The organism is Sphingorhabdus sp., from assembly GCF_023910635.1.
In the GTDB taxonomy this organism is placed as follows: Bacteria; Pseudomonadota; Alphaproteobacteria; order Sphingomonadales; family Sphingomonadaceae; genus Sphingorhabdus_B.
Map to the genome: position 1 here is coordinate 37,543 of NZ_JAAVVZ010000006.1, position 12,168 is coordinate 49,710.

At 55.7% G+C, this 12,168-nt stretch carries 12 protein-coding genes; 8 read left to right on the plus strand and 4 right to left on the minus strand.

Annotated elements, in window-relative coordinates:
- The first annotated feature begins 86 nt into the window (after positions 1 to 86).
- Genes gltX through HEQ34_RS04960 form a run of 6 tightly spaced genes read left to right on the plus strand, consistent with a single transcriptional unit; the run spans position 87 to position 6,254 of the window.
- On the plus strand, positions 87 to 1,598 hold the full coding sequence (gene gltX / locus HEQ34_RS04935) for a glutamate--tRNA ligase (protein ID WP_296198194.1): 1,512 nt from the start codon (positions 87 to 89) through the stop codon (positions 1,596 to 1,598).
- Complete coding sequence (gene ung, locus HEQ34_RS04940) at positions 1,595 to 2,284, plus strand: uracil-DNA glycosylase (protein WP_296198200.1); 690 nt, start codon at positions 1,595 to 1,597, stop codon at positions 2,282 to 2,284. The genes gltX and ung overlap by 4 nt, the downstream gene beginning before the upstream one ends.
- Complete coding sequence (locus HEQ34_RS04945) at positions 2,271 to 3,305, plus strand: UDP-glucose--hexose-1-phosphate uridylyltransferase (protein WP_296198203.1); 1,035 nt, start codon at positions 2,271 to 2,273, stop codon at positions 3,303 to 3,305. Before ung ends, HEQ34_RS04945 begins: the two co-directional genes overlap by 14 nt.
- Entirely contained in the window at positions 3,302 to 4,459 is a 1,158-nt protein-coding gene (gene galK, locus HEQ34_RS04950) for a galactokinase (RefSeq protein ID WP_296198205.1), read from the plus strand. Before HEQ34_RS04945 ends, galK begins: the two co-directional genes overlap by 4 nt.
- Entirely contained in the window at positions 4,456 to 5,268 is an 813-nt protein-coding gene (locus HEQ34_RS04955; RefSeq protein WP_296198207.1) for a peptidylprolyl isomerase, read from the plus strand. Before galK ends, HEQ34_RS04955 begins: the two co-directional genes overlap by 4 nt.
- Positions 5,265 to 6,254, plus strand: a complete 990-nt coding sequence (locus HEQ34_RS04960; protein WP_296198210.1) for a HupE/UreJ family protein — start codon at positions 5,265 to 5,267, stop codon at positions 6,252 to 6,254. Before HEQ34_RS04955 ends, HEQ34_RS04960 begins: the two co-directional genes overlap by 4 nt.
- A 694-nt stretch (positions 6,255 to 6,948) precedes the next feature.
- On the opposite strand, the gene HEQ34_RS04965 is transcribed toward HEQ34_RS04960, so the two are convergent.
- Genes HEQ34_RS04965 through HEQ34_RS04975 form a run of 3 tightly spaced genes read right to left on the minus strand, consistent with a single transcriptional unit; the run spans position 6,949 to position 9,075 of the window.
- Positions 6,949 to 7,350: a TadE/TadG family type IV pilus assembly protein gene (locus tag HEQ34_RS04965; RefSeq protein WP_296198214.1), complete on the minus strand. Its 402-nt coding sequence runs from the start codon at positions 7,348 to 7,350 to the stop codon at positions 6,949 to 6,951.
- Positions 7,350 to 7,823 (minus strand): TadE/TadG family type IV pilus assembly protein, encoded by a 474-nt coding sequence (locus HEQ34_RS04970; protein ID WP_296198217.1) that lies wholly within the window; start codon positions 7,821 to 7,823, stop codon positions 7,350 to 7,352. The genes HEQ34_RS04965 and HEQ34_RS04970 overlap by 1 nt, the downstream gene beginning before the upstream one ends.
- A 4-nt stretch (positions 7,824 to 7,827) precedes the next feature.
- The gene (locus tag HEQ34_RS04975; RefSeq protein ID WP_296198220.1) at positions 7,828 to 9,075 is read right to left on the minus strand and encodes a pilus assembly protein TadG-related protein; all 1,248 of its coding nucleotides are present in this window, start codon (positions 9,073 to 9,075) and stop codon (positions 7,828 to 7,830) included.
- 108 nt (positions 9,076 to 9,183) lie between these two features.
- On the opposite strand from HEQ34_RS04975, the gene HEQ34_RS04980 reads away from it, so the two are divergent.
- Together HEQ34_RS04980 and HEQ34_RS04985 are read left to right on the plus strand one after the other, a co-directional pair.
- Entirely contained in the window at positions 9,184 to 10,491 is a 1,308-nt protein-coding gene (locus tag HEQ34_RS04980; RefSeq protein WP_296198223.1) for a nucleoside transporter C-terminal domain-containing protein, read from the plus strand.
- Positions 10,492 to 10,648: 157 nt separating this feature from the next.
- Entirely contained in the window at positions 10,649 to 10,975 is a 327-nt protein-coding gene (locus HEQ34_RS04985; RefSeq protein WP_296198225.1) for a DUF6481 family protein, read from the plus strand.
- Positions 10,976 to 10,989: 14 nt separating this feature from the next.
- Here HEQ34_RS04985 and HEQ34_RS04990 read toward each other — a convergent pair whose 3' ends face one another.
- On the minus strand, positions 10,990 to 12,165 hold the full coding sequence (locus tag HEQ34_RS04990; RefSeq protein WP_296198226.1) for a hypothetical protein: 1,176 nt from the start codon (positions 12,163 to 12,165) through the stop codon (positions 10,990 to 10,992).
- Between the last annotated feature and the right edge of the window lie 3 nt (positions 12,166 to 12,168).

The window sequence follows — 12,168 nt, forward strand, 5'->3', positions numbered from 1 at the left end:
AATTTCCTGCAACACACCGTACAGATGACAAGCGGTGAGCAGCTTGTTAGAGGGCCGCCGAACCGACATTGAAAGAAGTCACCATCATGAATGCCATCTCCCGTCCTGTCCGCACCAGGGTCGCACCATCCCCCACCGGCGACCCACATGTCGGCACAGCGTATATTGCGCTCATCAACTATTGCTTTGCGAAGAAGCACGGTGGCGAGTTTCTGTTGCGTATCGAGGATACCGATCAGGCACGGTCCACGCCGCAATCGGAAAAGATGATATTAGAATCGCTGCGCTGGTTGGGCCTTAGCTGGGATGAGGGCCCCGATGTTGGCGGCCCGCATGGTCCCTACCGCCAGTCCGAACGCAGCGCGATTTACACCGCGCATTGCGACCAGTTGTTGGCCGACGGCCATGCGTTCAAATGCTATTGTACGCCAGAAAAGCTCGCGGCCTCACGCGCCGCTCAGATAGCGGCGAAGCAGCCGCCAAAATATGATGGCACCTGTTTAGCCCTCACCTCTGACGATATCGCAAAGCGCGATAGCGACGGCGTTTCGCACGTTGTCCGGATGAAAATTCCAACAACGGGCAAGTGCATTGTTCAAGATACGTTGCGCGGCGAAATCGAATTCGAATATGCGGTCGTTGACATGCAAGTGCTGATGAAATCGGACGGCCTGCCGACCTACCATCTCGCCAATGTTGTCGACGATCACCTCATGGGTATCACCCACGTCATGCGCGGTGAGGAGTGGATTTCATCCGCGCCAAAGCATTTGTTGCTCTACCAATATTTCGGTTGGGAACCGCCCGTACTCACGCATTTGCCGTTGCTCCGCAATGCCGACAAATCGAAGCTGTCCAAGCGTAAAAACCCGACCAGCATCTTATATTATCAACGCGCGGGTTACTTGCCGCAGGCGATGCAGAACTTCCTTGGCCTGTTCATCAAATCGGCCAGCGAGGAAGATGAAAAAACCTCACTACAGAGGCTGATCGACGAATTTGACGTCCACAATATCTCGCTTGGCGGGCCGGTGTTCGACACGTCCAAGCTGGATTGGCTCAATGGCCGTTATTTGCGCGAGGAACTCAGCGTTTCGGAATTTCTGGATGCGATAAAGGCATGGGCGCTGAATGACAGTTACCTTACGCCCATCGCTGAAATGGCGCAGGCGCGGATCACCAAAATGTCGGACCTTGGCGGACTGACCGCGATGTTCTTCATGAACCGGATTGACGGCATGAGCGCAGAGCGGCTGCGCGATGGTGTGAAGCTGGAACAGGATATGCAACGCGCGGCCTACACCCTTGGTTTGCAACAGTTTGACGGCATGATCGACTGGAACCGGGAAGGCGTTGAAGCCACGTTGCGCCGAACTGCTGAGGTCTTGGACGCGAAGTTGAAGGACGTTATCCGGCCTTTTTACATCGCCATCACCGGCAGCGCGCAGGGCGTGCCCTTGTTCGACGCGATCACGCATTTGGGCCGCGACATCATCCGCGAGCGGTTGCGCCATGCGATGGAATTGCTTGGCCCTGCCTCATCAAAAGAAATGAAGGCCTGGACCGATTTGCTGACCGCGCCGCCAAAGGCCGAATGACCGCATTTTCCTTACCGCAGGATTGGCAGACGGCACTGCAGGCGGCGCTGACCACACCAGAAACGTTGGCGCTCCAAGGCTTTCTCGACGCCGAACTCGCCGCAGGCAAGACGATTTTCCCGCCGCAGGACGCATGGTTCCGCGCGCTTGAGTTAACGCCGCTGGACAAAGTGCGCGTCGTCATTTTGGGGCAAGACCCGTATCATGGGCCGGGGCAAGCGCATGGCCTGTGTTTCAGCGTGCCGCCGGGTGTGCGTCCGCCGCCAAGTCTTTCCAATATTTACAAAGAGTTAGGAAGCAACTTGGGCCTCCCGCGGCCGCCTCATGGCTTTTTGGAGCATTGGGCGCGGCAAGGCGTGTTGCTGCTCAACAGCGTCCTTACGGTCGAAATGGCCAAGGCCGCTTCGCACAGCAAAAAGGGGTGGGAGCCATTGACGGATGCGATTATTGCGCAAGTGAACGACAAGGCAGAGCCAGTCGTTTTCATGCTGTGGGGCGCTTATGCCCACAAAAAGGCGGCGAATGTGGATGCCAGCCGTCACCTGCTGCTCAAGGCCGCGCATCCATCGCCCTTGTCGGCGCACAACGGTTTTTTGGGCTGCAAACATTTCTCGCAATGCAACGCCTTTTTGGTTAGCAACGGTCTCCCGCCGATTGATTGGATACTGCCCAATGTCGTTCCATGAGCAGCCCCACCGTCGTTTCAACCCATTGAAAGATGAATGGATTTTGGTATCTCCGCATCGCGCCAAAAGGCCGTGGCAGGGGCAACAGGATACACCCGACACCGCCGTCCGGCCGATGCATGATCCGGATTGTTATTTATGCGCGGGCAATGAACGCGCTGGCGGATTGCGCAATCCTGACTACAAAAATGTCTTCGTTTTCGACAATGACTTTGCCGCATTATTGCCCGGCGCAGGGTGCAGAGTAGAAAAAGACAAACCCCTGTTTCGTGCGGCTCTCGCCAACGGAGCCTGTAGAGTCATTTGCTTTTCGCCGGACCATGGCAAAACCCTGCCCGAAATGTCCGTGGGCGACATCCGCAATGTGGTCGACGCTTGGGCCGCGCAAGAAGCAGAACTTTCCGCCGTCCATGCTTATGTCCAAATTTTCGAAAATAAGGGCGCGATGATGGGCTGCTCCAGCCCGCATCCGCATGGTCAGATTTGGGCGACCGATTATATACCTGCCGAGCCCGCCCGTGAGGATGCAACGCAAGCGGCCTGGTTTGAACAACATCAATCGGCAATGCTGCTAAGCTATGCCGAACAAGAGGCCAAAGACGGCGCGCGAACGGTGGCACACAATGACCACTGGATCGCGGTCGTGCCCTATTGGGCAAGCTGGCCTTATGAAATCCTGCTGCTGCCGCGCTTTGCCGTTCAGCGATTGAACGCCCTCACGCCAGAGCAACGTGATGATCTGGCGGACATCATGAAGGCCGTGACAACGGCCTATGACAATCTGTTCCAGACCAGCTTCCCTTATTCGATGGGCTGGCATGGAGCGCCAAGCGCAACACCCGATGCCCCGCATTGGCAGTTGCATGCGCATTTTTATCCACCCTTGCTGCGCTCGGCCAGTGTGCGTAAGTTCATGGTCGGCTATGAAATGCTGGCCGAGGCACAACGCGACCTGACGCCGGAGACTGCCGCCGAACATTTGCGCGCCACGGCCAAAATCCATTACCGGAGCAAGCCATGAACGTGCAGGACCAAGCGCTGTTTGATCGCGTGACCACCAGTTTTGCGGTGCAGTTTGGCCACGCCCCCGACCTTGTCGTGCGCGCGCCGGGGCGGGTGAACCTGATCGGCGAACATACCGACTATAATGACGGCTTTGTCCTGCCCTGCGCGATTGGCCCAGCGACGATGGTGGCGATTAGCAAGCGCGATGATGACAAGGTCGACGTGGTCGCTGCTGACTTCGACAATGCGCGCGACATGTTCGCGCTGACACCACCCCCAGAACGCAATTTAAGCCAGCCCTGGGCTGATTATGTGCGTGGGATGATCTTCGCCATCCAAAATGCAGGATACGCCCTCAGCGGGGCTAAAATCGCCATTGCGGGCAATCTGCCCAAAGGGGCCGGTCTGTCGTCATCGGCCTCGCTTGCGGTAGCGGTGGGCAAGGCCAATTTGGCGCTCAACGGAACCGACATCGACAACAGTCGCCTCGCGCAAATCGCGCAAAAAGCGGAATGCGATTTTGTCGGCACCCAATGCGGCATCATGGACCAATTGATTTCGGCGCAGGGCAAGGCTGGCCATGCGTTGTTGATCGATTGCCGCAGCCTGAAACTGACCGAAGCGCCCATATCCTGCGATGTCGCGATCATGATCGTGCATTCGGGCGTCACGCGTGGCTTGGTTGACGGGCATTACAACGCACGGCGGCGGCAATGTGAGGCGGCGGCCGCAGCCATGGGGGTAAAAGCGTTGCGCGACGCGGATCTGGACATGCTAGCCGCAGCAGTTCTCGACGCGGTCACAACCGCACGCGCACGCCATGTCATTACCGAAAACCAGCGGACATTGGCCGCAGCCGACGCGCTGGCCAAAAGCGACCTCGCCGCGCTTGGTATGTTGATGGCGCAAAGCCATGCATCGATGCGCGATGACTTCGAAATCACTGTTCCGGCGATGGATGATTTGGTAGCGCTCTTGCAAAATGCGATCGGCAATCAAGGGGGCGCACGGATGACAGGTGGAGGATTTGGCGGCGCGGCTGTGGCGATCATGCCGATTGCCCATGTGGCGGATGTGCAGGCCGCAATTCAGGCGCAATACGTAACGCCCGATGGCCATGCGCCGCTGATCATGATTGAACGTCCCGGCCCTGGTGTCGCCATTTTATGAAATATGCTTGGATGAAGCAGGCCCTGCGCGAGCCGTTAGTGCATTTCCTTGGCGCAGGATCGGCCTTGTTTCTGCTCATGGGGCAGTTTGGCGGGGAAGACAGCCTTGACCGCAGCATCACGATCAATGCGGCAGAAGTTGCGCGGCTCGCGTCGCAATGGGAACAGACATGGCGCAGCCCGCCTAGCCCCCAAATACTCGACAGCCTGATCCGCGATTATATCAAGGAAGAAATCTATTTCCGGGAGGCCATGCGCATTGGCCTTGACGTCGATGACCCCGTCATCCGCCGCCGTCTGCGCGCCAAAATGGAGTTTCTGGCAAACGCAGAAATCCAGAATATGGAACCAACCGAAGCCGCGTTGGAAAGCTTTTATGCGGCGAACAAAATCCGTTATGCCGAAAAGCCGGCCTTCAGTTTCGATCAGCAGTTTTTGGGCGAGGATGAAGACAGCGCCAAAGCATCAATCTTTGCCCTAAACGCCGGAAAGCAAGTGCAGGCGCAACCGCTGAGCGTATCTGCCAGCATGGACAAGGCCGCGTCAGAAAACATCGCGCGTGAATTTGGCGATGGCTTTGCCGACAGCCTGCGTAATTTACCGCAAGGGCGTTGGAGCGGGCCAGTCCAGTCCGGTTTCGGCTGGCATGCCGTGCGCGTCCGCGGCGTTGTTGCGGCGGGGACACCGCCTTTATCCGACATTCGCCAGCGCGTGTCCAACGACTGGCGGGCCGAAACGCAGGCCAAGCGCGAAGCTGCTGCCTATCAGGCGCTGCTCGACGGATATGACATTCGCATCGCCAAGCCGTGATCGTCCGCTTTTTCCTTTTGCTCTTGCTCGCGTCTGGCTTCACGTCGGTTGCCCGCGCCGATGACTTGCAACCGGGCTATCTGGAAATCCGTGAGCGTGAAGCCGTTAGCCACCAATATAAAATTACATGGAAAGCGCCCATCCGGCCCGGCCTTGCCGCGCGCGTCGTGCCGATATTCCCGCGCGATTGCGTAGCGACCGAACCTGTTCGCAGCGTTGATGCCGCTGCTTTGCTGGCGCGCTGGGACATTGATTGCAGCGCAAGTTTGGCTGGCCGCTCTGTCCGCTTAAGCGGTATGGAGAACACCCCAGCCGACGCCTTGCTGCGCTATCAATCCGCTTATGGGATCACGCAGGCCGCGCGGCTGACGCCCGGCAACCCATCCGCTGTAATCCTGCAAAAGGCAGACCGATGGCAGGTTGCGCGCACCTATTTTGTAACAGGTGTCGAACATATATTGATGGGATATGACCATTTATTGTTTGTGCTGTGCCTTGTGCTTTTGCTCAACGGTGCATGGCGCGTGGCGGCAACGGTGACGGCTTTCACGATAGCGCATTCGCTGACCTTAGTGGCAACTACACTTGAACTTATCAGCGTCCCCGGCCCGCCAGTTGAGGCCGCCATTGCGTTGTCTATTGTTTTCCTCGCCGTGGAAATACTGAAGCGCAAACCCGGTGAACTGCGCTTGTCAGAGCGTTTTCCATGGGTCGTCGCCTTTCTGTTTGGCTTGCTCCATGGCTTTGGCTTTGCAGGGGCATTGGCCGAAATCGGATTGCCGCAGGGCGAAGTGCCCATGGCATTGCTGACGTTCAATCTGGGCGTTGAGGCGGGTCAGCTTGTCATCGTCGCCGTGGCGTTATTGGTCTTATGGGGACTGCGCCGCGTGCATGCGCTTTACGCCGCCCGCGCCCAGATGATAAGCGCTTATGCCATTGGCTCCATCGCCTTTATGTGGTTGCTGCAACGCGTCCTACCGGCTTGAGCGCCCAAAAAATACATTGGGTTAGGACCATGAAGGAATTTTCAAACCACAGTGTTTTTACCATATTCTGTGCCTGATAGATATTTGGCACTGCGGAAAATTGTCAACGCGCTTGCGACCCCTCAAAGGCGCAGGGAATTACAATATGCCTTTGCCGCCGAGAAAAGCAAAAATCGAAACATCCAACGACAATCGAAAGCGGCAACGCCACAAACTTTTTCTCGAAGTTGAAGGCGGGGAACACGGCACCGCGTCAGATGCAGTTTTGGTCCACGACATCTTGGATACAGGCTTGCTTATCGAAACCAAATCCGAATTAGGCGTGGGCGAAATCATAGAGGTCAACCTTCCCAATGTCGGCGTGATGGAAGCGGAAATCATGTGGGCCGGTGGGCAAATCTATGGCTGCAAATTCACGCGAGAACGCACGCAAGCAGCCATCAGCGCGGAGCTACTCGGCGCGCGCTTTACGCTGACCAATTCTGTGGCAGTGGATGCTGTCACCGACACGGCAAAAGGCGGCATAATGGGCCATGATGCATCGACCGAGGGCCTATCCTATGCCAGAAAATTGTGGGTCAACGTCGGGATGGTGCTTTCGTTAGGGACCATGGCCGCCGCTGCGGTTTTTTGTTTGGTTTTCGAACCGGGATCAATGGCCATTATGGATATCGGGGTCAAAAGATGCTTTTGCTTATGGGAGATAGGCCCGCCGCCTCTCTTGAAGCATGATCGGTCCGTATTGGTAAAAAATAAGATCAATCGGCACGGCGTAAGAAATGCTTATGTCGACATAGCTGACGCCGTTACTGGTCCCCCTGCTCACCGCCGGCGTTGAAACTGTGCCATTTGTTATGCCGTATAGGCTGCTGGAAACAATCGTCCGGATTTGCGCATCGGTCATCGGTGTTGCGCCGATATAGACCGTTGTCGCGCGCGCGCCTGTGTCGATGGCGTGCCGAAGCCCGGCATTGGCCAGCAAGATGAGCCCGAATTGCGCCATTCCATAAAACAACAACACAACAAGCGGCACCGCCAAGGCAAATTCGGTTGCAGATGCGCCGGAGTCATTTTTGCGATATTTGGACAACAGCATCACTGAATCCTTACAGAAGCATCGCCCTCAACCCGAACAAAGCCATTGGCGTCCGTGGTGAGAAAATTGCCATAATTCACAGCGGGCGAAAATTTGCCGCGAATGCGTACTTTGACAAATCGGGCGATCTGAGAGCCAGCCGTTGTGCAGGTTGCCGTAAACGTGCTTTGGACGGCATTGTTGCACTCAAGCCAATAGGTCACGGTCACGTCGGACACGGCAACATTTGCGGCCGCCGCAGCCTCGGCACGACTTGCGGTATAGTCTGTCTTCACGCGGGAAAAAGCGGTGATCTGCTCCACGGCTCTGGCGGCGGCAGCCTCTACCCGCAGCTTTTCGGCGAATCCCATCGCAGAATCGATCGCACCCAATAAAAGCAGCAAGCCAACCGGAAAAATCAGCGCCAGCTCAATAGTGCTTGTCCCGCGGCTATCCTGCCGGGCGGCGTTCAAAACTTTGATGATATGCGCCATCAAATCACCCGACCAACCTTACCTGCGTGCCTTCAAAGGTATCCGCCGCCGTCCCGACGGGACAGTCGTTGGTAATCTTGGTATTGCCTGTCATGACCACTTTACGCGATACGATCTGCAGGCAATCGGTCGCAAATGTGGAGTTTCCGTTCAATGTCACGGTTTGTGAGGGCATGTAAATTGCGCCTAGAAACGACCCCGATGCCCCGCCGTTGAACACGTCATTATAGGATGCAGGCGCGCTGGGATCTTTGAAAAAGAGGACGCCCTTATATTTGCCGCTTGCCGGAGCCGCCATTTCAATATCCGCGCCACCGTTCATTTTAACCTGTCCAATGTCTGTCCCGGTTCCGGTCAAAATGATTGTGACGCCGATGGCGGTGATTTCGGATTGGGCATTGGTTTCAAAATCCCCACTTTTGATATAATAGGTGCCCGGATTCATGGTCAGCTTGCCGCGCACGTTGATACCAGTGAAACAGCCGGGGTTGATCGTTATATTTTGTTTGTTGCCTACGGTCAGCGAATTGCCGCTACACACGGCCGGCGCCTCTGCCGTTGGATCTCCAAGCGCAGCAAACGGGTTTCGTTGCGGGATGGAATAAGGGACAAGCTGCGTCCCATTGGCGTAGTTCGCACTGGCGGGCACATTCCCCACCGCAGCAACCGGCGACGCCCGCACAAAAGTCGAACCTTCTGCGGTTACGGCGCTACTGCCTGTGGAATTACTCGCGACACCGCAACCCAAATCGACGGTCGAGTTGCCCGAAAATGTCACGCCATTTGCGTTCGTATCCTCAAGTGAAATGACGCAATAGTCGCCATTGTTCAGCACCGCAGCAATTGCCTCCACTTTAATCAATGGCGGATCTGACAAAAACAAACTCGAAAAGGGAAGCGCTTTACTATAGGTCAAAACAACCTTGACCGCGCGAGGGTCTCCGGCAAATTTTCCTGCTGTCGGCGCGTTCTCAACTGTAACACCAACCCCGGTAAATGCATCAAGCGTTTTGGCCAGATCATTATTGGCATTATCGCTTACGCTCTTGGCCTGTGCCTTGGCATAAGCGCCGTTCAACGCAGCCGAATCGGCACTTCGCTGCAATTGCAGCTTCATTAAAGTCCATTGGATGGTGTCGGTTCCAAGGCCTGCGAGACCGACAAGCAACGGCATGGAAAGACCCATAAGGATCAATACATTACCCCGTTCATTGGTGCGTAGATTGCGCATGAAGCCGTCTAACTTACGCATGTTCATGTCCCATGATGTCGAAAAATCCCTGCATTTACGCCAGTCTTTATCGCGTAATTTAGTTAACAACTGCTGTGAGAATTCGGTAAGCAAAAGCTTAAGGGCGCATTGCGTAAAGCGAAGCGACTGACGGGCAGCATAAGGGCGGACATGGTGATTTTGCAGCAGGGACAGGGATTGATCGGCATCTTTTTGATCCTGACGCTCGCATGGGCATGCTCCGAAGATCGCGCCGCACGGCCGTCTTGGCGCTGGATTTTCGGCGCGCTTGTCTTGCAAATTGCGCTCGCGCTGGCGGTGACACGGGTGCCGTTTATCTGGACCCTGGTCGGCTATGCCAACAATGCGGTCGCGGCAGTGGAAAAGGCGACATTGGTCGGATCAAGTTACATGTTCGGCTATACCGGCGGCGCGCCAATCCCGTTTGTGCTCAAGCCCGGCGTGGAACAGCCCATAATCGTCGCATTTCAGATATTGCCGCTCATCATCGTCTTTTCCGCGCTCTCGGCCTTGTTATGGCATTGGGGCATCTTGCGCGCTGCGGTCCGTGGCCTGTCCTGGGCATTGCGCAAGACCCTGGGCGTCAGCGGCGTCGTCGGGCTGGGCGGCGGCGCGACAATGTTTCTGGGCGTTGTCGAATCCCCCCTTGTCCTGCGGGCGTGGTTTGAACGGATGAGCCGGGCCGAATTGTTCATGATCATGGTGTTGATCATGGCCACCATCTCCGGCGCTATCCTTGTCCTATATGCCACCACCTTGTCCAAAACCGTGCCGGACGCCGTTGGCCATATGATTGTCGCCTCGCTCATTTCCTTACCCGCCGCTGTCCTCATCGCGCGGCTGATGGTCCCTGGCGATGGCAGCATGAGCGCAGAAGATGCCGACGCTGACCTGAAATATGAAAGCAGCATGGACGCGGTCATCAAAGGTACGATGGAGGGCATCCAATTGGTGCTGGCCGTCATCGCCATCATCATCGTCGTATTTGCCTTGGTCAATTTGACCGACCAGTTGCTGGCCTTGCTGCCCCAAGTGGATGCACAGCCGCTCACCCTCAAACGTATTTTTGGCTGGCTGTTCGCGCCGTTGATGTGGAGCATTGGCATCCCTTGGGACCAAGCACCAGCGGCAGGGGCATTGATGGGCACCAAGACCATCCTCAACGAATATGTTGCCTATCTTGATCTCGCCGCCTTGCCCGCCGACAGTTTTGACGCGCGCAGCAAGCTGATCATCACTTATGCCTTATGCGGGGTTGCAAACCTTGCCAGCGTCGGCCTGTTGGTATCGACCATCGCCACGCTCGCCCCCACACGGCGCGCAGAGGTCTCCGCTCTGGGTATGAAAAGCTGGGTCGCCGGCAATATGGCCTCTGCGATGACGGGCGCAGTCATTGGCCTTGTCACCTTGGCCTGATGCGTATCATAAACTCATGGCGCTTGGTTGGCGGTCGTGCATATAATTTTAATCGGATTGCAATTTGCTGTCGGGCGTCTTTGCCTTTAAGGCGTTATCCAAGGTCATCGCTGGCGTCCGCCGCTTTACCATCACACCCAATGGATAATATAAGAATATGTCTTCATATAAAGAGCCGTCGTTTCAAGAACGTGCAGCCTTAGCCAACAAGGCAAAGCTGGACGCGGTTAATAAGCTGCGCGCAAAGCCAAAGCTCGACGAAGCGACGCTTGCCGCACGCCGCGCCGCCGCCGAAGCGCGCGAACAGGCGCAAGCAAAAGCACGTGCAGAGAAAATAGCGGCCCGCGAATTGGAAAAGGCCGAGAAGCTGGAACGTGCGCAAATGTCGGTAGAGCCCGCCGCCCCGACAAAAACCGACGAAGAACGCAAGCTTGAACGCGATGCCAAATATGCAGCGAGAAAAGGCCGCAAAGGCAAGAAATAGCGGGCGCTATAAAATCATGCGGCTTGCTGCTTGATCGTCTCCATCAATGTTTTCATTTTGTCGATGGTATAGAGCATGCTCTGCATTTTGCTTTTGTCGCCCAGAAGATTGCTAACGCGTGCGTCGATCTTGCTCACTACCTTGGCAGAGACATTATCCTTGGCTTTGTCGCGCATGGCCTCAAGCTGTCCAAGATAACCGAAGGGCGCTGTGAACGAAACGGTCCCTAGGCCAACCGTTTTGTCGTCACCGCTGTAATGGAAAACCGCGCAGGCTTTAAGGTTGATCGTATCCCCGTCGATACTGTCAACACCAAGGTAGAGCGTCGCCGTCACATGTCCGCCATAGATGATTTTGATGGGAATAATTTTTCCGCAGGACCCGGTGTCGGAGCCCTTCATTTCCCGGAGACGTTTGACGACGTTGAGCGGTTGGCGGCCATCATCGGACCATTGCAGCCAGGACGCATATACAAAGCGCTCTTCAAGCTTGCTTTTATCGAGCCCTTTGGAGGAAAGCCCCGAGGCAACGGACTTCATGTTCGATTTACAATAATCCAGCTCTGTCGTTATCGTTGTCGTCTGATCGCCATCGGGCGATCCACAGATGTTCGATATGAAGGGAAAAAACTGCAACTGCATTCCCATTTGTATGGTTCGATCATACCCGTCATAGCTGGGCGTAGCACGCGCATAGCGTTGAAATAACGTTATCCCATTGTCTTTGATGTCATTGAACTTTTCAATCCGTTGCTGCAGCTTTGCTGCTCTGCTCACCAAAAGGCAGAATTTATCGCGGACCCGCTCATATTTGGCCTCTTGGTCAGAAGTGAGCGCAACCCCTTTTGCCTTGAGCGTATTATACGCAACCTGCGTGGCGCACAGATTGCTTGCATAGCCGATTTTCTGCGCGGCGGTCGTGTCCGTATAGGTGATCGGGTTTGGCATTGAGTCCACGTTTTTGTAGACATCTCCGCCGCTGCTAAATGACATATTGTAGACGGTGTCATCGGCGCCTTTGGGATCTTTCACCGCAAAATAGCTTTGATAAGACGCATTCATGCTGTCGACATCGGGCTCATAATCGGCATAGGCGCTCGCGTTCGCGTCAATATCCTGCGCAAACAATACTCCGGACGTTCCCATCAGCAATGCAACAGAGGCTGCCTTACATATTTTATACATTTTCATCAA

Bases quoted from the DNA above. Each gene is read 5' to 3' on its own strand.
- gltX (WP_296198194.1), top strand. From the start codon at position 87: ATGAATGCCATCTCCCGTCCTGTCCGCACCAGGGTCGCACCATCCCCC.
- ung (WP_296198200.1), top strand. From the start codon at position 1,595: ATGACCGCATTTTCCTTACCGCAGGATTGGCAGACGGCACTGCAGGCG.
- HEQ34_RS04945 (WP_296198203.1), top strand. From the start codon at position 2,271: ATGTCGTTCCATGAGCAGCCCCACCGTCGTTTCAACCCATTGAAAGAT.
- galK (WP_296198205.1), top strand. From the start codon at position 3,302: ATGAACGTGCAGGACCAAGCGCTGTTTGATCGCGTGACCACCAGTTTT.
- HEQ34_RS04955 (WP_296198207.1), top strand. From the start codon at position 4,456: ATGAAATATGCTTGGATGAAGCAGGCCCTGCGCGAGCCGTTAGTGCAT.
- HEQ34_RS04965 (WP_296198214.1), bottom strand. From the start codon at position 7,350: ATGCTGTTGTCCAAATATCGCAAAAATGACTCCGGCGCATCTGCAACC.
- HEQ34_RS04970 (WP_296198217.1), bottom strand. From the start codon at position 7,823: ATGGCGCATATCATCAAAGTTTTGAACGCCGCCCGGCAGGATAGCCGC.
- HEQ34_RS04975 (WP_296198220.1), bottom strand. From the start codon at position 9,075: ATGCGTAAGTTAGACGGCTTCATGCGCAATCTACGCACCAATGAACGG.
- HEQ34_RS04985 (WP_296198225.1), top strand. From the start codon at position 10,649: ATGTCTTCATATAAAGAGCCGTCGTTTCAAGAACGTGCAGCCTTAGCC.
- HEQ34_RS04990 (WP_296198226.1), bottom strand. From the start codon at position 12,165: ATGAAAATGTATAAAATATGTAAGGCAGCCTCTGTTGCATTGCTGATG.